This window comes from Aquirufa sp. ROCK2-A2, assembly GCF_054558485.1.
Genome location: NZ_JBPXKA010000001.1, coordinates 45,971 through 68,873, shown reverse-complemented (window position 1 = coordinate 68,873; position 22,903 = coordinate 45,971). Strand labels below are relative to the sequence as shown.

Genomic DNA, 22,903 nt, shown 5'->3' with positions numbered 1-22,903 from the left:
GAACGAATGAAAGGTTATTTTGTCATTATTCCCCTTATTGTTTGTGTGTGTTTCCTTTTTTCTTGCGAGGAATCCTCAACAATCATGGATGAGACAAAATCATTCGCGAATGTTGGATGGCCAATGAAGGACAAAGTTGTCCTTCCATTTGAAATTGAAGATGAAAGTCAATCCTATGACCTAAATGTCGCCATTCGACAAACCAATGATTACCCCTATCATAATTGCTTTTTTTTAACCAAAATTTTGGATTCAAAAGGCACCTTAATCAAACAAGGATTAGCAGAATCTTTCTTTTATGATGCAAAATCAGGGAAATCTAAAGGGCAAAGTTCCGGATCGATTATCAGCCATAAATATTTGATATTCAATGGATTAAAATTCCCCAAAAAACAAAAATACTTCGTTCAAATTGAGCAATATATGCGAAAAGATACCCTTCTTGGAATTGTATCTGTCGGCGCATCTATTACTCCTGTTTCCAATAAAAATGGCTAAGATAGACGACGTAGATAAACAAATATTGGGATTCTTGCATGAAGATGCATTTTTATCCAACAAAGAAATGGCCCTCCGATTAGGTATGAGTGCTACGCCTGTCCATGAACGAATAAAACGCATGGAAAAAGAGGGAATTATTACAGGCTATAAAGCAATCGTAAATCCAAATAAATTGGGAAAATCGCTAACTGTATTTTGTGATATTTCCTTAAAAGAACATGCAGCCGACTATCTAAAGCAATTTGAGGAAGATGTCATGTTATTGAATGAGGTTCAAGAATGCTATTGTGTATCCGGACACAGTGATTTTTTATTAAAAATCGTTGTGGAGGATATGGATGAATACCGAAATTTCATTTTACACAAACTAGCCAGTATTAAAAATATTGGTAATGCACAAAGTCACTTTGTTATGAATCAAATTCAAAATGACAATTTTTTACCTTGGAAAAACAATTAAACCGATAAATGAGGATATAAGCTTCAAAAATAAATTTTAACTTGAAAAATTAAAGAACCGTTTGACATTGAAAAAATATGAATAAGATTACAAAAACACTCGTTAGCCTTTTAATCATTCTTTTTGTTGTAGGCTTGGCATTTTATCCCAAAATCAAAAAATCCTATTTTACTGACGAAAAAGCGGGATCCAAAAAGGAAAAAGAAAAAGGTCCTGGCGGTAAAGGTGGTAAAACAGCCGTTATTGTTAGTGTTGTCAAATCCACTCGTTTGGATGATATGATTACCTCCACAGGGAGTATTTTACCCAATGAAGAAGTAGAAATACACTCGGAAATTGCAGGTAGAATTATCCAATTGAATATCCAAGAAGGAGACAATGTTCAAAAAGGAACTATCTTATTTCGCATAAATGACGATGACCTTCAAGCTCGATTAAAAAAACTTGGTTACAATAAAAAATTAGCTGAAGATAATGAAGCTCGTCAAAAAGTGTTATTGCAAAAAGAAGCTATTTCACAACGTGAATATGACATAGCTGTCAATTCTGTGAATACCATTTCAGCCGATATTGAAGATTTAAAAGCGCAAATTATTAAAACAACCGTCAGAGCTCCTTTTTCAGGAACTATTGGTTTTAGATATGTAAGTATTGGAAGTTATATTTCTCCATCTACGAAAATCGCTACCTTGACTAATACGAATCCAGCCAAAATTGAATTCTCTATTCCTGCAAAATATGCAAGTGCGATTAAAAAAGGTAATACGATTGAATTCGAAACAGAAAATGAATCGAAAACCTTTATCGGTAAAGTTTATGCAATTGACCCTAAAATCGATGCCCAAACGAGAACGCTACAAATCAGAGCGTTAAGTCCAAATCCAGGCAACAAATTAGTGGCAGGAGCCTTTGCGAAAGTTAATTTAATCTTAAAATCAAAAGGATCAGCCATTTTGATCCCAACCGAAGCCGTGATTCCAGAAGCAAAAGGAAGCAAAGTTTTTGTTGTTAAAAATGGAAAATCGGTACCGACTAAGGTGGTATTAGGTACTCGTGGAGAAAAAACCGTTGAAATACTTTCTGGATTAAAACTAGGTGATACTTTAATTACCAATGGAATCATTCAAGTGAAACCAGATGGTGAAGTTGAAATCAAGGAGGTTGTTGAATAAAAATTGAATGGCAAGTATCTATTTTAAGAAAGCTCTTTGGGAATATAAATTCAAAAAGGTAAGCCATCTATTATTGGCCTTAAAATACTATGTACAAACATGTCTGATCGTACTTAAAGATAAAATTCTTCATCCCAATAATACTACTATTGGTATTTTATTGGCTGAACATTTTGGAGATATTATTGCAGCTGAACCCATAATTCCAGCCCTGTGCGACAAATTCCCAAATGCTAAAATTTATTGGATTGTCAAGCCTAGTTTTCGAGCGGTTTTAGCAAATCATCCACACATACATCACTTAATAGAGGAAAAGAATTTGTTAACCAGTATCTTTCTTAGCAAATGGAATCCTTTTGATCAGTTCTATAATTTACATCTGAATGATTTACGAAAAGATGCCTATTTTCAATCAGAATTAATCAATGAAAAGGCCATTTCATTGAATATTTTGAAAGAAAATTATTTGGTAAACAATAATTTATTAACTGTATTTTCTCAACTAGCAGATTTAGGAAAGATTAATGGTTATCCGAAAATTTATCTCGGAAAAGAAAAAATGAAATTACCTTTTAAAGGATCATATTGGGTCATCAACCCTAAATCAAATAATATTAGTAAAGAATGGCCAAAGGAAAAGTGGTCAGCAATCCTTTTAAGAGCCATTGAAGAATGGAATGTACAAATTGTTGAACTGGGCTTACATGATGCCTTAGAAATCAGTCATCCTAATTTCATTTCACTCGTTGGAAAAACCACTTTGGAAGAAAGCATGAAAATTATCCAAAATGCTTCTTTTTTTATAGGAGTTGACACAGGACCTACCCATTGTGCCAATGCATTCCAAATTCCTGGATTGGCCCTTTTTGGAAATTTTGTCAATTTTAAAAATTATCAGGTTTTTTCAGGTTCTTATCAATTAGACGGAATTGCAACTATTTATTTTAATCAAAACGGCCCCGCTTCCGAATTAACTATAGAAGAAGTTTGGGACGAACTAAGTAAAACATATTTAAAACATCATCACTTGGAGTTAATTTCAAGTCATAACCTATAAAACTATGTCTTCATTATCAGAAACCAGTATTAAAAGACCCGTTCTTTCCATTGTCATGTCCATAACCATTATTCTATTTGGAATTATTGGTTATACCTATCTGGGTGTTCGGGAATATCCATCTGTCGATCCACCAGTTGTAACAGTTCAAACAAGTTATACAGGAGCCAATGCGGATATCATTGAATCCCAAATCACAGAACCCCTGGAAGAATCCATCAATGGAATTGCGGGTGTTAGAACTTTAGCAAGTTCTAGTAGAGATGGACGTTCCAATATTACAGTTGAATTTGACTTAGCCGTGAACATTGAAGATGCTGCTAATGATGTAAGAGACCGTGTTTCTCGTGCCATGGCATTGCTTCCGAAAGACGTTGATCCACCCGTTGTAGCCAAAGCAGATGCCGATGCCAGTCCCATTTACAACATCAATGTATTTTCATCCTCGAGAAGCCTTTTAAGTTTAAATGAATTGGCGACCCGAAATATCAAAGAAAAATTCCAAACCATTCCTGGAGTAAGTTCTGTTCAATTATGGGGCGAGAAAAAATACGCCATGCGTTTACACATCGATCCGGAAAAATTAGCTTCTTTTCGATTAACAGCTCCCGATATTGCTAATGCACTAAGTAAACAAAACATTGAACTTCCTTCAGGAAGTATCGAAGGCGCGAACACAGAATTAACCGTTCGTACACAAGGCCGACTAACCACCGTAGATGACTTCAATAATCTAATCATCAAGGAAGAAGGTGATAGAGCCGTTAAATTTTCAGATGTAGGTTCTGCTGAACTTTCGCCAGAGAATGAAAAAACATTCTTCAAAAGAGATTTAACACCCATGATTTCTATTGCTGTAATTCCACAACCAGGATCCAATCAAATTCAAATTGTGGATGCATTACACAAAAAAATCGAACAAATCAGAAAAACTCTTCCGGAAGACGTTGAAATGAAGGAAGGTTTTGACAATACACGTTACGTTCGAAAATCCATCGAAGAGGTACAAGAAACTATATTAACTGCCATCTTATTGGTAACCATCATCATCTTCTTGTTTTTAAGAGATTGGAGATCTACTATTATCCCATTAACTGCCATTCCTGTGAGTTTAATTGGGGTATTTTTCTTCATGTATTTGGTTGGCTTCTCTGTCAATGTACTAACTCTATTAGGTGTAGTTCTTTCCATTGGACTAGTTGTTGATGATGCCATTGTGGTGCTTGAAAATATCTATTCCAAAATTGAAGAAGGCATGACTCCATGGGACGCCGCTTTGGAAGGTTCGAAAGAAATCTATTTTGCCGTTATTTCAACCACGGTAACTTTAGCAGCTGTGTTTTTACCAGTGATTTTTTTACAAGGAATTACAGGACGACTTTTCCGTGAATTCGGAATTGTTGTAGCAGGCTCAGTGGTTATATCAGCCTTTGTTTCATTAACCTTAACGCCGATGTTAAGTTCTAAATTACTCAAAGGCAATCATGATAAGCCATGGTTTTACCGAGTAACAGAACCTTTCTTCATCGGACTGACAAAAGCCTATGAAAATTCCTTAGCATCCTTTTTGAAAATTCGTTGGATGGCTTGGGTGATCATGGTTAGTTTGATTGGTATTATTTATGCATTGTTCAAATATGAGGCAATTCCATCTGAATTAGCCCCCATGGAAGATAGAGGTTCCATTCGAATAAATGCAACTGCCCCGGAAGGTTCTACATTTGAATACATGCTTGCTTATACAGATGCAGTAGCTAAATTCTTGTTGGATGAATTACCGGCTAAAGACCGTTTTGCCGTTTATTCCATTACCTCTCCTCCATTCGGAAACGGTGGTTCGAATACAGGAAGTATGAGAATATTACTTTCTGATCCTGAGCATCGCCGATCTCAACAACAAATTGCTGATGAACTTCAGCCCAAAATTAAAAAATTCACGGGTGCTAAAGCGATTGTCATTCAAGAACCAACCCTTTCTACTGGCCAAAGAGGTGGAGGTGGATTACCTGTTCAATTCGTTATTCAGGCATCAAACTTCGAAAGTTTAAAGAAAATGATGCCTCAATTTTTAGCTAAAGTTAGAGAAAGCTCCAAATTTGAGAACTCAGATGTGAATTTAAAGTTTACAAAACCTGAATTACGCATTGAAATTGATAGAGCTAAAGCTCAAAATCTAGGAATCTCTATCCAAGATGTTGCTCAAACACTGCAATTAGGTTTGTCCGGTAGACGATTTGGTTATTTTATCATGGATGGCAAACAATATCAAGTGATTGGCCAAATTGATCGACCAATGAGAAATGATGTGAATGATTTAAAATCGCTTTATGTTAAAAATAACCGTGGCGATTTAATTCAATTAGACAATTTGGTCAAAGTAACTGAGCAAAGTACTCCTCCACAATTATTTAGATATAACCGTTATGTTGCTGCAACGGTTCAAGCTCAAATGGCAAAAGGGGTAACTCTGGGAGAAGCATTGAATGAAATGGATAAATTGGCGAAAGAGACCTTTGATGTGACTTTTTCAACTGCCTATGATGGACAAAGCAAGGAATTCAAAGAATCCAGTTCTTCATTATTATTTGCCTTTGCTCTCGCTATATTATTAATCTATTTGATTCTATCAGCTCAATTTGAAAGTTTCGTTGATCCATTCATTATCTTGTTTACGGTACCTTTAGCTGTAGCTGGCGCCTTATTGAGTTTATGGGATTTTAGTCAGACCTTGAATATTTTCTCTCAAATTGGAATTATTGTCCTCATTGGTTTAGTTACCAAAAATGGAATATTAATCGTGGAATTTGCGAATCAAAAGAAAGAATCGGGACTAGACAAACATAACGCCGTAAAAGAAGCAGCATCAGCCCGTTTCAGACCCATTGTAATGACCTCCCTTTGTACAATCTTAGGTATTTTGCCTATCGCATTAGCATTGGGTTCTGGTTCACAAAGCCGGGTTTCTATGGGTATAGCAGTAGTCGGTGGCATGTTATTTTCAACGACCTTGACCTTGTACATCATTCCAGCTATTTATAGCTACATGTCGAGTAATTTAAAAAAAGTACATTCCGAGACTGAAAAAGTTGAATTAGTGCATGAATAAACCAATGGATTGGATGCAACGTGCCTTTGATTTGGCACTTTTAGGAGCAGGCAATGTTGCACCCAATCCATTAGTCGGTTGCGTAATTGTAAAAAATGATGGCATCATTGGAGAAGGATATCATACATCCTTTGGTAGTCCTCATGCAGAGGTAGAAGCCATTCGATCTATTTCACCAGACGAAAGTGCGGAGAATGCGACAGCCTATGTCACTTTAGAGCCATGTTCTCATCATGGCAAAACGCCACCTTGTGCCGACTTACTGATTGATCAAAAAATCAAAAAAGTGTACATCGCAAATTTAGACCCCAACCCTCTTGTGGCTGGCAAAGGAATTCAAAAACTCCAAGATGCTGGCATAGAAGTCGAAACGGGTTTATTAAGTGAGGTAGGTGAACAAATGAACGAAAAATTCTTCACCTATCACCGCAAAAAAAGACCCTTTATCACTGTAAAATTTGCCTGCTCCAAAGACCAGTTTATTGCTCAAAAAGATGGAAAAGCTGTTCAGTTTTCCAATGAATTGAGTAAAATTTTTGTTCACCAATTAAGAGCCGAACACCAAGGAATATTAATTGGAGTGAAAACCGCCAACGCAGATAATCCAAGTTTAACAACCAGGCATTGGCCGGGGAAATCACCAATTAGATTAATTATAGATCCAAATAATCGAATGAATCGTGATTTGCAAATTTTGAAAGACGAACATCCATGTTTTATTTTTACCAGAGATTACTCACACAAAGAATCTCATAAAATTTGGATCGCTGTGGGAAATTTCCAAGGTGCTGAATTTATTGAAAAAGTAATGAGCAAGTGTTTTGAATTAGGTATACAATCCATCTTGGTGGAAGGAGGTAGTCAAACCATTCAATATTTGTTGGAAGCCAAATTGATCGACAAGATCTACAAAATCGAATCTAACCTTGTCTTGAAGGAAGGGATTTTAGCACCGCAACTATCTATCCAATTTAGTCGGGAACAGCAATTAGGATCAGACAATTGGATAAAAATGGGAAAATTAAATTTTTAAAATAAAATCTGCCCAAGCAAATAAAGATTCAATCCCAGAATAACAGCACTAATAAGCCAAGCTAATAGAGTTAACCATAAAGGATTGACATATCTACCCATTTTCATTTTATCACTGGTAAACCAAACCAAAGGAATAACAGCAAAACTTAATTGCATAGAAAGCACTACTTGGGAAAAAATCAATAAATCGTTTATTTTTCCTTCTCCCCACCACAAGGTGACAAAAAATGCAGGAAGAATAGCTAAAAGCCTAGTAAGTAATCGACGAATCCAAGGTGCTAATTTTAAATCCAAAAAGCCTTCCATGACAATTTGACCCGCCAAAGTTCCTGTTAAGGTAGCATTTTGACCAGATGCTAGCAACGCAACAGCAAACAAAGTGCTGGCCCATTTACTCCCAAGAACGGGATCCAATAAATGATAGGCATCATGAATATCCCCTACTTGACTATTCCCGGAAGAATGGAAAGCAGCTGCAGCTAAAATCAGTATGCTGGCATTGATAAAAAAGGCAAATCCCAAAGAAATCGTTGAATCAATAGTAGCATATTTGATGGCTTTTTCTTTTCCTAAATCGTTATCAGCGATCGCTCTGGTTTGAACGATACTTGAATGCAGATATAAATTATGAGGCATTACCGTAGCACCCAATATTCCAATCGCAATATACAGTTGACCCGAATTTTCATAAATGGAAGTGGATGGAATCAAGCCCGAAACGACAGCTCCTATAGCAGGTTGAGCCACCGCAATTTCATATATAAAACAAATGGAAATAACACCAAGTAACGACATCACGATGGATTCCAACACCCGAAATCCTTTATTTTGGAAGTAGAGAATTAAGAATACATCTAAAATAGTGATAATGATGCCATATAAAATGGGGATATCAAATAACAATTTCAACGCCAAAGCGGAACCAATAACTTCAGCTAAATCACAAGCAGCAATGGCTAACTCACACAATACCCATAGAACAAAAGTAACTGGCTTTGAAAATGCATCTCCACATGCTTGCGCCAAATCACGTCCAGTGGCTAATCCAAGTTTTAAGGCTAAATGTTGAAGTAATATCGCAAATAAACTAGAAATTAATACGACTGAAAGTAATGTATATCCAAATTGAGATCCCCCTGCTAAATCAGTGGCCCAATTACCTGGATCCATATAGCCAACAGCCACCATAAAACCGGGTCCCATAAAAGCTCTCAAATTTTTCCAAAACCCTTTTCCTTGAGGCACAGGTATTGTACCAAATACTTCGGATAAGGATTTTTTAGAGTTTTCGTGACGCCAAGCTTTTGACATAGGTAGAGATATAATTCGTCAACAAATGTACTACTTTTTGCGACTATTCAAAAATAATTTTTAGTCATGTCTAAAAATTATATCTAATTAATCCAAAAAAATAAAATGTTAATTAAAAAAAAAGTCCTAATTTCGGCCACATTAATGTCCCAATATGGCTACTTCATTAGCGGAAGAGAATTATTTAAAAATCATTTATCGTCTTTCCAATGGCACGGAGGAAGAAATTTCTACCAATGCTGTTGCAGAGCTAGCGCAAACAAAAGCAGCCTCTGTAACAGATATGTTGAGAAAATTAGCTGAAAAAGGTTGGGTGAATTACCAGAAATATCAAGGTGTACGATTGACGAAGGATGGTGAAAAGATAGCCTTATCCATTGTCCGAAAACACCGATTATGGGAGGTTTTTTTGGTTGAAAAAATGGGTTTCAATTGGGATGAAGTACATGAAATTGCTGAACAATTGGAACACATCGAATCAGATGAATTGATCAATAAATTAGATGCCTTTTTAGACTTTCCAAAAACGGATCCGCATGGAGACCCCATTCCAAATAAAGAAGGAATAATCCCTGAACTCGGTTATTTGCATTTGTCCGAGATAAAGGTCAATAAAAACTGCGTATTAATGGGCGTAGCAAAGGATTCGGCTGTTTTTCTTCAGTTATTAACCAAACTTAATCTTGGGCTTGGATCCAAATTGTTGATTTTAGAAATAAATGATTTTGACAGGTCTTTACTCCTGAAAGCTGAAAATCTTGATCCGGTATTTATCAGCCATGAAGTGGCTAAAAACATCTTAGTGAAAATCTATTAAATCACCAGTTTTTTGGCACTTGCTTAACCGCTGTATTCGGGACAATTAAGTTTCGCTGATGAAAATCCAATATTTTTTGCCCATCCACCAATTTCAATTCATATTCACCAGGCAATATTTCGCTTTCCTTTAAATTCAACGTCAATTCCGCCGAATTGACGAAATAAGTTGAATAATTCAAGAGGTTCCGAATGCTATGTTTTCTAGATTGAACAAAAGGAAAAACATATCGATTGGAAGAGTTTACTAACAATACATACAATCCTCCTTCTCCCAAAAGCTGATTAGCCCCATACGGCTCGATAAAATTCAGTGAATGATTTTCATTGAATTTTAAAAACGGATAGTTGGCATTTACCGCTTTTCGATGGGAACTGACAAAATCGAGGGGAAGAGGCGAAGCCTGGTATATTTGTAAATCTTTTGAAGAAGTCGATTTTTCAGAAGGTTTCAAATAATTAAATGCAAAGGAGATCAAAAATCGTTTTTGGTCAACGACATTTTTGATAAAATAATGCTGGATACTCAAGTACCAAAAAAGACAAAAAACCGATACAATAATCTGCCAACGAAGCTTTAATGGATTTTGATAGGCATTTGAAAAATAAAGGATCAATAAAGAAATCAATAAAATGGAGTAAATTTTATAGCGACTAACCAGTAAACTATTTACGCCATAATTTCCAACACGACTAAAACTAACCAAAAAAATGGTGGAACACGTAAATAGCAAACCCAATAAGATAAACTTTTCTACCTGACTTAGAGGTTGTTTTTGAACAAGATTTTTGATCAATAAACGTATTATTACAAATGTGGAAAACAGCATGAATATGCCCCCAAAAACAAGTAAAATTGAAAAGAAATTCCCTTGAATAGGCAAACCTTCAATCATAGAACCAGCCATAACAAAAACACCTTTCATGAAATCAAATAGATGAAAATTGGAATGGGCTGTATCAGGTGGTGGGGAATAAGAAAAGAAATACAAGACAATGAGCACAATGGAGAAAATACTCCAATAGGCCAATTTTTTAAAATTTTGGTCAATCAAATAATAAAACCCTACAATTGGTATGACCAATAATCCATTACCAGAAGTAAAAATGGAAATAAATCCAATGAAACAAATCAGGAGAAAATGTTGACTTTTGAATGAAAGCAAATAAAAAAGCAACAAAATCAAAGTGATTACCCAGAAGTTTTGAATGGCAGCCATTCCCCAAAAGGTATTTTCGTAAAATGCCAGGCTAAACCAAAGAAATGAAAGGATGGTGATCAATAAATAATTTTGAATATTATTTTTTGCCACTGCAATGAAAACTCCAAATATCCCCAACAAGCCCAAACTTCCCACAAACATCAAATGAACAAAATTGAGTTGTCCAAAAATATAATAATCCGAAATGGCCAAAAATCTACTCAGGGCAATGCGATGTTCGTTATGTTGTTTGAATAAAAGCCTGAATTTATCGAATAAGCCATCGGTTGTATGGAAATCTCGTGTGCTCTGAATCAATGCAAAATCATCCCATTTAGGGATATTTATGGCAAACTCGAAAAACGAAGCAAAAAAGATACCAATTACACAGATAATGGTCAAAAGAAATAGTCGATGAATGAAAAGAGACATAGCGTAAATTAAGTCAATAAATCCAAGACCTCATCCTCACTCAATGCTCGTAAAATACTTTCATCAGAAGTAACCAGGTCATTCGCTAAATCCAATTTTCTTTGTTGCAAGGCTAAGATCTTCTCCTCCACCGTTTCTTTGGTGATAAATTTGTAAGTAAATACGGTTTTTACTTGTCCGATTCGATGCGCTCGATCGATTGCTTGAGCTTCCGCAGCCGGGTTCCACCATGGATCTAGTAAAAATACATAATCAGCCGCTGTCAAATTCAAACCAACCCCACCCGCTTTCAATGAAATTAAGAATACCGATTGTCCATCATCCTTCTGAAAACTCTCTACTTGGCCTTTCCTATCGGAAGTACTTCCATCTAAATAGGCATAATTAATACCTCGTTTATCCAATTCGCTTTTAATAATCTGTAAATGCTGTACAAATTGGCTAAATATTAAAACCTTATGATGTTGTTCTAACACCGTTTCCAATTTTTCAAGAACGGCCTCCATTTTACCTGATTCTCCTGTAAAACCCTCTTCACAAAGTCCTGGATGATTCGCTAATTGCCTCAGTTTGGTTAGACCTTGCAACACCGAAAAACGCGATTTTTGAATACCCTCATCCTTGATTTGCTTCAAAAGAACATCTCGGTAAAACGACTTCGTTTTATCATATAATTTTTCTTGCTCTTCGGACATCCCACAATAAGCAATGGACTCCATTTTTTCAGGCAAATCTGCTGCTACTTGTCGTTTTTCACGTCTTAGCAAATAAGGTTTGATTAAATGATAAAGTCGTTTTTTCTTTTCAACATCCGCTTTTTTTTCAATAGGTATTTGAAATTGATCCTTAAAATAGCGTTGTGTACCCAATAAACCCGTATTCACAAAGTTCATTTGAGACCACAAATCCATGGTGGAATTCTCCAAAGGAGTTCCTGTCATCACCAAGCGATATTTTGCACTTAATTTTTGGACAGCTTTAGTAATGTTTGCCAATGGATTTTTGATTGCTTGCGATTCATCCAAAATAACATATGCAAATGCTTGTTTCTCGAACCATTCAATATCGGATCGAACTAAGCCAAAAGAACAAATCACTAAATCGACTTTACCCAATTGGGCTTGTAATTTTTCTCTTTGCGGACCACTATAAACCAATACTCGCAACTGTGGAGTAAATTTCTTAGCCTCCATTTCCCAATTGTACAACAAAGAAGTTGGCATGACCAATAAACTAGGCGCTGTCTCTCCTTGCTCTTTTAAGGACTGCAAAAGGCATAAAGTTTGCACGGTTTTACCAAGACCCATGTCGTCTGCTAAACAAGCTCCTAAGCCTGCTGCCTGCCGTGTACGCATCCACCGGTAGCCTTCCAATTGGTAAGGTCGCAGGGTTCCTTTAAAATTCTTAGGTACGGGAAATTCTTTAGATACAAGCGAAAGATCGTTGATCGTTTTGGTTTTTAAGGATGTTTTAACCAATTCTTGATTTTCCCATTCTTGAACCAACTGATAATGTTGACGTCTTAGATAAACGCCATCATCACCCGGACGAGTCTCTGAGAAATAAAATAAATCTTGGTAATCGTGGAACCAAGCATCTGGTATCATCGCAATAGATCCGTCAGGCAAATGAAATTCATGCTTTTTCTGTAAAATTAGCTGCCTGATTTTAAGAAACGGAATTTGGAATTCACCAAAAGAAATGATTGCTTGAACATCAAACCAATCCAACTTTTCACCAATTCGTATTTTGATTTCAGGCTTTCCAAGAAAATAACGAGGAGCTTGTCCATCACCTTTAAATTGCACTTGAAAACCTAATTGATCTAAATTTTGCTTATTGACTGTTAACCATTGAACGGCTTGTGCTCTAGATAAACTTGCTTTCCCATCTGATTCAATGGTCAAACCTAAATTTTTCAATGCTTGATAGGCACGTTTTTCTTTGGTTAAAGAACGCATGATTTTTTGAAAAGCATAACTATCGCCTTTTTTCTCAAAGAGTACATTGGCCTCCGCAGATAATCCATCCCAAGGAAAACGATTATTTCCATATTGAAAAGCGAGAGAAAAATTCCAACGATCAGCAGCTTCTAAAGCGGCATTTTTCTTTACTGGACTAGCCGCATTATTCTTTTCATCTAAATCCAATTTGGGAGTTATTGGACCATAGGTTAATAAATATTGACAATTTTTTTCTGTATTGGTAATCTCAAATCCTTTAACATGTAAAGGATACCGCGCCACCATGGCTTTAACAAACTTTCGAAAATAATCCTCCTCCATATTTTTGGGGATGACAACAAACTTCTTATTCAAAAATGGACGCAATTTTTTCCCTTCCAATGCAGGTTTAAAATGGTACAATTTTTGATTTAGCAACATATAGGCAGGCTCATCAGACAGAACCAATGCATCTTTGTATTGAAATTCTAATTTATTGCCTTTGTATTTCAGTGTAGGAAAATAATGGGTATTTTCTTCGTTTCGCATAAAATGGAACAAAACTTCCACCGGATCCGCTTGGATTTCCACCGTCTGACGCATCGGATTCCCGTCATTACCCATGATGAATAAGGTCTTATCTGGGCAGATCAATTCAAAAACCTGAGATCGCTTCTTTTCAATGATCGCTAAAACCGCATCTGCAATTTCCTTATCACCTTTTTCAGAATCAAATGTTTTCAAGAAAAATTCTTCCATCGTTTTTCGCTTGATGGTATTGAATTTTTCGAAAATAACCACCGGCTTCATCCCCTCAATCAATTTTACTGCAGCAGCATCTCGTTCATCTAAACCCTCAGCAAACTCGTGAAAATTTCTAGACGTCAAAGTTTGGTATTCCCAGGTCAACTGATTTTTGTCATTTAACTGCACCACAAAAACTTCGAATAAATATCCTAGACATTCATGCGATAATAAAGAGTAGACAACCCTAAAAGGTTTGTTTGGAGATATTTTCATTAAGTAAATTTGAATTCAAAGTGAATTCAATGAGTAAAACCTTCAAAAATAAGATTTTTTCATGAAAGTTTTAACAATTTAAAGAAAATATAAAAGTCGGAGTCTTAATTTTTCTTCAACATTAAACAAGCCCAGTTGTTTTTATCAAATTGTCTAACTGGCGATAGACCATTTTTAGCCGCCGATTTATGTAGACTAGCAATATCTTGAGTATAAAATCCGCTAAGTAGAAGGAAACCGCCCGACTTGATTCTTGAAGCATATTCAGCCATTTCATCTAGTAAAATATTTCGATTTATATTGGCCAACAAAACATCATATTCAAACATTGGATGTTCTCTAACGGTTGCTTGAGTAAATTCTATTTCTTCACAATTGTTCAAAACGGCGTTTTCGATGGAATTTTCCACTGACCATTCATCAATATCAAAACCTCTAACCAAAGTAGCCCCTAATTTTTGAGCAATAAAGGCCAAAATTCCTGTTCCTGTTCCAGCATCCAAGACAGACTTATCTTTTAAATCTAACAAAAATAAAGCCTCAGACATTAGGCTAGTTGTTTCATGGTGGCCTGTCCCAAAAGACATTTTAGGATTGATCACGATCTCTAGTTGGTAACCTGGTTCTTTTTCGTGAAAACTAGCACGAATAAAAACTTTGTCTGAAATACGAATTGGGTCATAATTCTTTTCCCATACCTCATTCCAATTTTGTTTTTCAATATGATTTTGTTCAAAAGAAATAGGTCCAAGAAATTGATACCTCGCGATTATTTCTTCCAAAGCCTCATGAGCAAACAAATCTTCAGGACAATAAGCACATAATCCTCGATCGGATTCCTCAAATATATCAAATCCAATTTCTCCTAACTCGGCTACTAAAATATCTGTTACTTCAGTCGAAGCCGAAATAATTACTTGAATGGTTGACATAAATACGGTATTAATTACTTGGTGGAGTATCCTTTTTCCCAAAAACGGAAAAATTCAGGTAACGCTTAGGTTGCAAACGAAAATCCAATAACAATTTATCTAAATCCACTAAAGTCTTATTTAACTCAAGATAAAGGCTGTCATTTTTCAAAAGTTTCCCTGCAGAACCTTGACCATTTTCCAGGCCTGTTAAAATCTTTTGTACCGTTAAAATGGCTGAATTAGCCTCATTTAATGTCTTACCAATTTTCAAAGCATTCAATGAATCTGCCACTGTATTAAATTTGGTCAACAAGGGCTTTAACTGTTTTTCAGTTTCGACTAGACTAGCAGAAAGATTACGCATATTGCTTGAAATTTGAGCAATATTATCTCTATTTTCATTGAACATACCATTCACTGAACCATTGATTCCAACAACAGTTTGATTGGAATTTTTTATTAATTCATTTAAATGAGTCCCTGTATACTCAAATTTCTTACTAATCGCTCTAAATGAAATCAGTAATGAATCTGCATTAGAAATAACAGGTATAGCACGTTCTTTTAGTAAGGTAGTCAAACCAATTTCAGACATACCTTTGATGTAAGAACCGTCTGACAAATCTGATTTACCAGCTAATTGCAATCGAATTACTTTACCTCCCAATAAAGCCCCATCCGCCAAAATGGCAATGGTTTGATCAGGTATAATTACATCCTTGTTTACTCGCAAGGTCACTAAGATTTTATTCGATTTTTCCGGCTGAATACTTACTTTCTTAACTTTTCCCACTTCAATTCCATTCAATATCACTTGGTTAGAAGCTGTCAATCCATCTACATTATCAAATTCAACATAATATATTTTTGATGAAGAAAATAAATCATTTCCTTTCAAAAAGTTAAATCCAAAATAAAGGATTAAGAATGCGATTAACGCCAAAAAGCCAACTTTTAATTCGTTACTTTTAAACATATTGTCTATTTTTCTATTTCTTCTTTGTATTGCTTAAAGGCCGATAAAATGGAATCTGCTATTTCACCTTGACCTTTTTCAGAATTGAGATACTCCTCTTCTTCGGGATTGGTTAGAAATCCCGTCTCGATCAAAACGCTTGGCATGGCTGTTCTCCAAATCACTAAAAATCCGGCTTGTTTCACACCAAAACTCTTTCTGTTGTACACTTTTGAAAATTGATTTTCCACCTTGGAAGCAAACTTGACAGAGCTAGCCATAAAAGCACTTTGGTAGTTGGCCATCATTATATGCGCCAAAGGTGAATTTGGGTCAAATCCGTTATAGGCCGTTTGATAATCTTTTTCTTGTAAAATTACAGAGTTCTCTCTTTTGGCTACATTTAAATTACCATCTGTTTTATGTAAACCCATGGTGTAAGTCTCTGTGCCATAAGCAGCCTTATTGGGTGCTGCATTACAATGAACCGAAATAAATAAATCAGCTTTATTACGATTGGCAATATTGGCACGTTCGTTCAATTCGATGAACTCGTCTGTATCACGTGTATAAATTACCTTTAAATCAGGAAAATTTTCCTTCAAACGCTTACCTACTTCTAAAATGATTTTTAACGTCACTTTCCCTTCTTGAGACCCTTTGGGACCTAAGCATCCAGGATCTTTCCCCCCATGGCCAGCATCCAAACAAATGGTACGAACAAGGTTCTTTTTTATCGACTTACTTGGTTCAGGTGCAGTAGATATTGCACTAGAAATAAGCAAAAAAAGAGCAAAAGTGAAGAAAGCTTTACTAATTGTAAACATTATTTTAGAATTAATACACATTGGTACCGCTCAAAAATGTAATTTTGTAATCTATTATAAAAGACAAATATAATTTTTAAATTCCAACCAACGTTCATAGTTCAGTGAAATAATCAGATTATTGAGCAATTTCGCTATTTATTTATGAAGTTAGAAGCAAATTAACGTTTGAGAAAAGACCTTATATATCGTATTTTTCATGTGATTTTGATGGTTTTATTTACCTCAAACTTCCTCTATTCCCAGAGAATTGTTAAAGCAGACACCATTCGCGTCAGTAAATCGGATACAATTGCCAAAAAAATCATTTCCAAAGACACGACCAATAAAAATCAAGAACTTCAAACAACTGTTTTTTATTCAGCATTGGATTCAACTGTTTTAGATGCCGACAAACAAATTGTCAACTTGTATGGAGGAGCCAAAGTTAAATATGGCGAAATTAGTTTAGAGGCCGACTTTATTCGTTTGGATTGGGCGAAAAATGAAGTTTTTGCCAAAGGCAGCTACGATTCTACCAGTAAAAAGGAAATTGGATTACCTGTCTTTACGCAGGGAAATGACAAATATGATTCCAAAGAAGTTCGGTACAATTTCAAGACTAAGCGAGCTATTATTAAAGAAATTGTTACTCAACAAGGGGAAGGTTTTGTCCATGGTTCCAATGTTAAAAAAGACGAAGAAGAAAATTTATACATTCGAAACGCGATTTATACCACCTGTAATCTGAGTCATCCCCACTTTAATATACGGGCAAGAAAGATCAAAATGGTGGGCAAAAAAGAAATTATTTCTGGGCCTTTCAATATCGAACTAAACGATATACCCTTGCCTATTGGACTTCCATTTGGATTTTTTCCTTATTCGCAACCCAAAGAAATGGGAAAATCAGGAATTTTAATTCCTACTTATGGAGAAGAACCTTCAGGTAGAGGATTTTATCTAAGAGATGGTGGATATTATTGGGCAATGAATGAACACATTGGTATCCGATTTACGGGGCAAATTTATTCAAAAGGCGGTTGGGGTTTAGGTGCCAATTCTCAATACAATAAAAGATATCGATACACTGGATCCTTTAATTTAGCATTCAATAAAAATACCAATGGCGATGAATTTGCGCCAACTTCCAGAACAGATTTTGCCTTACAATGGTCACACAGTCCAAGAAGTTTTGGAAATTCCAGTTTTTCAGCTTCCGTGAATATTGCTTCCAATTCTTACAATCAATATAATACGTTTACCACGCAACAATATTTGTCTAATACGATCGGTTCATCCATTCAATATTCCAAAAACTTTGGTCAATCTATTCGTTCTGGAATTTCATTTCGGGTGAATCAAAATACATCTACAAGGGTTTTTGATGCAGGTACAGAATTTAATTTTGGCTTGAACCAAATTCAGCCATTTAAAAAGAAAAATTCTGTTGCCGACAGATTTATCGATCAATTTAGAATTGGTTTAGACTTTTCAGGTGGCATTAGCTTAACCAACCAAATTTCCGACCCTTACACTCGTTATGAGTTTGATGTCTATCCAAGATCATCCAATAGCGAAAGAGGTAACATCCCGAAACCCTTTGTCCCGACCAAGGAAGGTGATTTACCACCCGGCGTAATGGCCGTGAATGAAAATACATTACCCTTGTTATTGGAAAAGGCTCAAACCAAATTCAATTATAGCATACCCCTATCTTTGCCAAATATCAAATTAAATAAATACATCAATTTAACACCGGGAGTTTCATGGTCGGGAAATATGTATACTCGTTCATACAAATACACCTACATGCCGGAAGATTCAACTGTCAGAATTGATACCGTCAGGGGTTTGCCTAAATTCAGTTCTCAAATTTCTTTTTCTGCCAGTATGAATACGAGAATGTATGGAACCTTGAAATTTAAAAAAGGTAGATTAGAAGCATTAAGACACACCATGGTACCGAGTGTAAGTTTGAGTTACACCCCAGACTATTCAGATCCGACCTATGGTTTTTATCAAGATATCCGAATCAATAATCGGAAATTCATTAATTCCCAAGGAGTTGAACAAATAGGTGATATACGAAGAATTAGTACATTTGACCCTCGACAATTAAGTTACGGAGGAGCATCAGGAAGTATTGGATTTGGTATACAAAATACCTTACAAGCTAAATTGAAAACCAAGTCAGATACCGCAAGTAAACAATCAGAAAAAATCAATATTTTGGATAATTTCGGCATCAATGGTAGTTATAATTTACTCGCCAAAGAATATGCCTTATCCAATTTAAGTTTTAATGCCAATTCAAGAGTTCAACAATTCGATATCAATATTGGGGGTAATTTAGATCCTTATTTGTATGTTCAAGATAAACTGTTTTTCGATGTAGGTAGAAGAACACCTGATTTAATGATTGAAAAAGGAGAAGGTTTAGCTCGACTGCAAGCATTTAACTTTTCCATTAGTCGCCGTTTTGCCCCTAAGGCAGCCAACAAGCCTAAAGAAAGCAACAATGCTTCAGAAGCTCAATTGAAACAAATAAATAATAACCTAGAAGATTATGTGGACTGGAATCTTCCTTGGAGTTTTTCATTCAGTTATCAATTTAGCAGTAATCGGGCTGGATTAGCGAATGCCCAACAAATTAGTGGTATGTCTTTTCAAGGAGATTTAAGTATATCCGAAAAATGGAAACTTTCCATTAACTCTGGATATGACTTTAAATACAAAGGGTTAACGTATACCAATATTTCGGTACATAGAGATTTACATTGTTGGGAACTAAACTTTAACTGGACGCCCATCGCTAGTCCATTTTTTGGCCGAGCTAGTAACTATTCATTTGATTTAAGAGTAAAATCATCCCTTCTACAAGAGTTGAAAATTTCTAGAAGAAGAAGTTTTTATGATAAAGGCGGATTTTAGCGCAATTTATTTTTAAACGCTTTCAAGAATTTATCCATTTTAGGTTTAATCACAATTTGGCAATAAGGCTGATCACCATTTTGATTAAAATAATTTTGATGATAATCCTCCGCTGGATAAAAAACAGAGGCATTAACGATTTGCGTAACAATTGGATGAGGAAAAACCTTCTGAGCGTTCAACTTTTCTTTCCATGAATCCGCGTATTTTCTTTGCTCCATGTTATGACAAAATATGGCTGAACGATATTGAGTACCAACGTCCGCTCCTTGGCGGTTCAATGTAGTTGGATCATGTGTTTGCCAAAAAACTTCTAATATTGTTTCAAATGAAATGACTTTGGGGTCATAAATCAATTGGCAAACTTCCGCATGCCCTGTTAAGCCGGAACAAACCTCTCGATACGTAGGATTTTTGATTCCACCACCCATATAACCCGAAACAACTGATTTAACGCCTTTTAATTGCTGAAATACGGCCTCAACACACCAAAAACAACCAGCTCCTAAGGTAATGGTATCTACATCTGAACGTATTTCTTCTAATTTATCCATTTTAGTATTTATTTTATTTTCAGCACTCTTTCCACATGAAAAATGGAAGAACCCTATAACAATTCCAAGAATGACCGCGGCTTTTTTCATTAAACTTTCTAGATTAATTGATTTTAATGTAGTTTTGCAATCCCAAATTTATCAATAAACTCGAAAAGGACTTGAAAAGTTTTATTAATTCACTTAGAACCCATTGGTCGATTGCTTGGAAGGATTCATTTTTCCGTTGGAATTTCATAGGTGCATTGGCCTACTTTGCTATTTTCCCTTGGAAAGCTGATGATTATTTTCAATGGATTCAAAAAAGAGAAGGCATTCAATTATATGATTGGCTTTTGCAAATTTTACCTGCGGTGAATGTTTCTTATCCAATTTTTGGGATAATTTACCTTTCTGTCATTTACTTACTCTGTCAATTGCTACAGGACCCCAAAAAATTCTTGTGGTTTGCATGGGCATTTAACTTGGAAACTAGTCTTAGATTCATCACGATTTATTGCATACCATTAAATCCTCCATCAGATTTAATAGTTTTAAACGACCCTTTGGCTGAAATATTTATTTATGGGGAAAACTTCGCCATTACCAAAGACTTGTTTTTTTCAGGTCACACCGCAACAATGGTATTCGTTTGGGTATTTCTTCGAAATAGAATTGAAAAACAAATCGCTTTCGTATTGGGAATTTCACTTATTGGATTTTTACTTCTGCAACACATTCATTATTCAATCGATATCATTGGAGCCGTTGGATTCACCTTATTTTCAATTTGGGCGACCGGAAAATATATGAGACGATTTGATGTAAATAATTAATTTTTGATAGAAATATTTGTTTTGTCCAACGTTTCAAAAACAGAATTATTTGATTTGTATTCTGGAATGATTTCTTTAATCTTTGCCACAATATGATTATTTATACCAAGATCCAACAGGTTAGCTAAATCATTCAAATGATGCTCCATATAGTCGTAGGTTGGAGTATTAACCCTTGCAATTAAAATTTTTGCATGATGGGTTTGCAATGTATTCTCATTATCATTTAGCAATTCCTCATACAATTTTTCACCTGGACGAAGTCCTGAAAATTTTATAGAAATATCTTTATCAACCCGCAGGCCGCTGAGTGTAATCATTTTCTTAGCTAAATCAACAATTTTAACTGATTGACCCATATCAAAAACAAAAACTTCTCCCCCCTCTCCCATAGCAGCAGCCTCTAAAACCAATTCACAAGATTCAGGGATGGTCATAAAATACCGAGTTATTTCAGGATGAGTGACGGTGATTGGGCCTCCTCTTTCAATTTGTTTTTTAAATAAAGGAATCACGGAACCATTTGACCCTAAGACATTTCCAAATCGAGTAGCGATATACTTTGTACTTACACCTTCTAATTGATTAAGAGATTGTGTATACATTTCAGCTAAGCGCTTGGTAGCACCCATGACATTCGTGGGATTAACTGCTTTGTCAGTGGATACCATGACAAATTTGCAAACATCATTTTTGGCGGCTAAATCTGCCATTAACTTAGTCCCTAGAACATTTGTTTTAACTGCTTCATAAGGATTATTTTCCATCAATGGCACATGCTTATATGCAGCAGCATGAAATACAAAGGAAGGTTTATTGGCTTTGAAAATCCTAGACATTCGCAATTCATCGCATACATTAGAAACATAAACAACCAATTGCATGTTTGCTGGAATAGAATCCATCAATTCGTATTCTAAATCAAAAAGCCCAGTTTCAGATTGATCAACCAAAACAATTTTAGAAGGCAAATAAGCAATTAATTGACGGACAATTTCACTACCAATAGAACCTGCAGCACCCGTTACTAAAACGACACTTCCATTAATTTCTTGCGCAATTTTAGGATTGTCCATTTGGATAATATCTCTACCCAATAAATCCTCAATTTTTATATTATGAATTTGGCCAAATTCAAAACCACCATCTACCCATTTATCAACAGGAGGTAAAGTCTTAACAATCACACCTTTATCCAAAAACGCCTCTGATATTTTCCTTTTAGCCTTCACACCAATACGATTGATTGCCATGATCACCTCTAAACCTTCATATTCGCCCACAAATTTTTGCAATGCATCTTGCAAGTTGTAAACCATAATCCCCTCAATCGTTTTATTGACCAATGATTCATTATCATCAATAAAACCTATCACTTGATAATTAATTCCACGATTACTTTGAATAACACTTTTGGTTAATAAGCCTGAATAGCCCGCACCATAAATCAATACTCCAACCGCAGGCTTCAATTCACCAATAATTGATTCATACAATGACTTAGCTAAATAACGCAAAGAAATAAGTAGAAAACTACTGACAAAAAAATCAATAACGAAGACAGCTAAGCTGTCATATATAAATCGATTAACATCTAAGGAATACCGGTAAGAAATAGAAATTAAAACAGAAAAAAAGGTACCTAGAAAAATAGCTTTTAGAATCAATTGAGCATCTTCAATACTGGTATGCCGAATGATACCTTTATAAGTGTGAAACAAAAAGAATGTTAGAATCCGAATGGATATCAATAATTTAATGTTAAACTGAAGCAAATCAAGATTGACCTCAGTAAAACTAAAATTCCTCCTTAAAAGAGTTGAAAATACAAGTGAAAAAACAACAATCGTAAAATCGACTATTAAAACTA

General features: G+C 35.4%; 17 protein-coding genes. 9 read left to right on the top strand and 8 right to left on the bottom strand.

All coding sequences use genetic code 11. The features are described 5' to 3' along the window. The first annotated feature begins 6 nt into the window (after nt 1–6). The 6 genes from V7S76_RS00375 to ribD all read left to right on the top strand — a co-directional run bounded on the left by V7S76_RS00375 (nt 7) and on the right by ribD (nt 7,329). Nucleotides 7–498 (top strand): gliding motility lipoprotein GldH, encoded by a 492-nt coding sequence (locus V7S76_RS00375; RefSeq protein ID WP_459508012.1) that lies wholly within the window; start codon nt 7–9, stop codon nt 496–498. After that, entirely contained in the window at nt 491–961 is a 471-nt protein-coding gene (locus tag V7S76_RS00370; RefSeq protein WP_459508011.1) for an Lrp/AsnC family transcriptional regulator, read from the top strand. Before V7S76_RS00375 ends, V7S76_RS00370 begins: the two co-directional genes overlap by 8 nt. Nucleotides 962–1,038: 77 nt before the next feature. Further along, nucleotides 1,039–2,133, top strand: coding sequence for an efflux RND transporter periplasmic adaptor subunit (locus V7S76_RS00365; RefSeq protein WP_459508010.1), 1,095 nt, complete (start codon nt 1,039–1,041; stop codon nt 2,131–2,133). 7 nt (nt 2,134–2,140) lie between these two features. Next, entirely contained in the window at nt 2,141–3,190 is a 1,050-nt protein-coding gene (locus V7S76_RS00360) for a glycosyltransferase family 9 protein (protein WP_459508009.1), read from the top strand. Nucleotides 3,191–3,194: 4 nt separating this feature from the next. Beyond that, nucleotides 3,195–6,296 carry an efflux RND transporter permease subunit gene (locus tag V7S76_RS00355; RefSeq protein WP_459508008.1) on the top strand — a complete coding sequence of 1,034 codons (3,102 nt, stop codon included), beginning with the start codon at nt 3,195–3,197 and terminating at the stop codon, nt 6,294–6,296. Then, on the top strand, nt 6,289–7,329 hold the full coding sequence (gene ribD / locus V7S76_RS00350; RefSeq protein ID WP_459508007.1) for a bifunctional diaminohydroxyphosphoribosylaminopyrimidine deaminase/5-amino-6-(5-phosphoribosylamino)uracil reductase RibD: 1,041 nt from the start codon (nt 6,289–6,291) through the stop codon (nt 7,327–7,329). Before V7S76_RS00355 ends, ribD begins: the two co-directional genes overlap by 8 nt. Here the strand turns inward: ribD and V7S76_RS00345 are convergent. Beyond that, complete coding sequence (locus V7S76_RS00345) at nt 7,326–8,642, bottom strand: Nramp family divalent metal transporter (protein WP_459508006.1); 1,317 nt, start codon at nt 8,640–8,642, stop codon at nt 7,326–7,328. The genes ribD and V7S76_RS00345 overlap by 4 nt on opposite strands. 154 nt (nt 8,643–8,796) lie before the next feature. Between V7S76_RS00345 and V7S76_RS00340 the strand changes: the two genes are divergently transcribed. After that, nucleotides 8,797–9,459 (top strand): metal-dependent transcriptional regulator, encoded by a 663-nt coding sequence (locus V7S76_RS00340; RefSeq protein WP_459508005.1) that lies wholly within the window; start codon nt 8,797–8,799, stop codon nt 9,457–9,459. Nucleotide 9,460: 1 nt separating this feature from the next. Here the strand turns inward: V7S76_RS00340 and V7S76_RS00335 are convergent, their stop codons facing one another. The 5 genes from V7S76_RS00335 to V7S76_RS00315 all read right to left on the bottom strand — a co-directional run bounded on the left by V7S76_RS00335 (nt 9,461) and on the right by V7S76_RS00315 (nt 16,751). After that, nucleotides 9,461–11,092 carry a hypothetical protein gene (locus V7S76_RS00335; RefSeq protein WP_459508004.1) on the bottom strand — a complete coding sequence of 544 codons (1,632 nt, stop codon included), beginning with the start codon at nt 11,090–11,092 and terminating at the stop codon, nt 9,461–9,463. Nucleotides 11,093–11,100: 8 nt separating this feature from the next. Next, entirely contained in the window at nt 11,101–14,055 is a 2,955-nt protein-coding gene (locus V7S76_RS00330) for a DEAD/DEAH box helicase (RefSeq protein ID WP_459508003.1), read from the bottom strand. Nucleotides 14,056–14,159: 104 nt separating this feature from the next. Beyond that, entirely contained in the window at nt 14,160–14,987 is an 828-nt protein-coding gene (gene prmA, locus V7S76_RS00325; RefSeq protein ID WP_459508002.1) for a 50S ribosomal protein L11 methyltransferase, read from the bottom strand. A gap of 10 nt (nt 14,988–14,997) precedes the next feature. Next, on the bottom strand, nt 14,998–15,945 hold the full coding sequence (locus tag V7S76_RS00320; protein WP_459508001.1) for an MlaD family protein: 948 nt from the start codon (nt 15,943–15,945) through the stop codon (nt 14,998–15,000). 5 nt (nt 15,946–15,950) lie between these two features. Next, on the bottom strand, nt 15,951–16,751 hold the full coding sequence (locus tag V7S76_RS00315; protein ID WP_459508000.1) for an N-acetylmuramoyl-L-alanine amidase family protein: 801 nt from the start codon (nt 16,749–16,751) through the stop codon (nt 15,951–15,953). Nucleotides 16,752–16,919: 168 nt separating this feature from the next. On the opposite strand from V7S76_RS00315, the gene V7S76_RS00310 reads away from it, so the two are divergent. Further along, nucleotides 16,920–19,664: a putative LPS assembly protein LptD gene (locus tag V7S76_RS00310; protein ID WP_459507999.1), complete on the top strand. Its 2,745-nt coding sequence runs from the start codon at nt 16,920–16,922 to the stop codon at nt 19,662–19,664. On the opposite strand, the gene msrA is transcribed toward V7S76_RS00310, so the two are convergent. Further along, nucleotides 19,661–20,218, bottom strand: a complete 558-nt coding sequence (gene msrA / locus V7S76_RS00305; protein WP_459507998.1) for a peptide-methionine (S)-S-oxide reductase MsrA — start codon at nt 20,216–20,218, stop codon at nt 19,661–19,663. The two genes, V7S76_RS00310 and msrA, sit on opposite strands and share 4 nt — an antisense overlap. 161 nt (nt 20,219–20,379) lie before the next feature. Here msrA and V7S76_RS00300 point away from each other — a divergent pair, with 161 nt between their 5' ends. Continuing rightward, nucleotides 20,380–21,033: a phosphatase PAP2-related protein gene (locus tag V7S76_RS00300; protein WP_459507997.1), complete on the top strand. Its 654-nt coding sequence runs from the start codon at nt 20,380–20,382 to the stop codon at nt 21,031–21,033. On the opposite strand, the gene V7S76_RS00295 is transcribed toward V7S76_RS00300, so the two are convergent. Continuing rightward, on the bottom strand, nt 21,030–22,808 hold the full coding sequence (locus tag V7S76_RS00295) for a polysaccharide biosynthesis protein (protein WP_459507996.1): 1,779 nt from the start codon (nt 22,806–22,808) through the stop codon (nt 21,030–21,032). The genes V7S76_RS00300 and V7S76_RS00295 overlap by 4 nt on opposite strands. Nucleotides 22,809–22,903: the final 95 nt, after the last annotated feature.

Bases quoted from the DNA above. Each gene is read 5' to 3' on its own strand.
- V7S76_RS00320 (WP_459508001.1), bottom strand. From the start codon at position 15,945: ATGTTTAAAAGTAACGAATTAAAAGTTGGCTTTTTGGCGTTAATCGCA.
- prmA (WP_459508002.1), bottom strand. From the start codon at position 14,987: ATGTCAACCATTCAAGTAATTATTTCGGCTTCGACTGAAGTAACAGAT.
- V7S76_RS00330 (WP_459508003.1), bottom strand. From the start codon at position 14,055: ATGAAAATATCTCCAAACAAACCTTTTAGGGTTGTCTACTCTTTATTA.
- V7S76_RS00365 (WP_459508010.1), top strand. From the start codon at position 1,039: ATGAATAAGATTACAAAAACACTCGTTAGCCTTTTAATCATTCTTTTT.
- ribD (WP_459508007.1), top strand. From the start codon at position 6,289: ATGAATAAACCAATGGATTGGATGCAACGTGCCTTTGATTTGGCACTT.
- V7S76_RS00315 (WP_459508000.1), bottom strand. From the start codon at position 16,751: ATGTTTACAATTAGTAAAGCTTTCTTCACTTTTGCTCTTTTTTTGCTT.
- V7S76_RS00370 (WP_459508011.1), top strand. From the start codon at position 491: ATGGCTAAGATAGACGACGTAGATAAACAAATATTGGGATTCTTGCAT.
- V7S76_RS00360 (WP_459508009.1), top strand. From the start codon at position 2,141: ATGGCAAGTATCTATTTTAAGAAAGCTCTTTGGGAATATAAATTCAAA.
- msrA (WP_459507998.1), bottom strand. From the start codon at position 20,218: ATGGATAAATTAGAAGAAATACGTTCAGATGTAGATACCATTACCTTA.
- V7S76_RS00355 (WP_459508008.1), top strand. From the start codon at position 3,195: ATGTCTTCATTATCAGAAACCAGTATTAAAAGACCCGTTCTTTCCATT.
- V7S76_RS00375 (WP_459508012.1), top strand. From the start codon at position 7: ATGAAAGGTTATTTTGTCATTATTCCCCTTATTGTTTGTGTGTGTTTC.
- V7S76_RS00335 (WP_459508004.1), bottom strand. From the start codon at position 11,092: ATGTCTCTTTTCATTCATCGACTATTTCTTTTGACCATTATCTGTGTA.
- V7S76_RS00345 (WP_459508006.1), bottom strand. From the start codon at position 8,642: ATGTCAAAAGCTTGGCGTCACGAAAACTCTAAAAAATCCTTATCCGAA.
- V7S76_RS00340 (WP_459508005.1), top strand. From the start codon at position 8,797: ATGGCTACTTCATTAGCGGAAGAGAATTATTTAAAAATCATTTATCGT.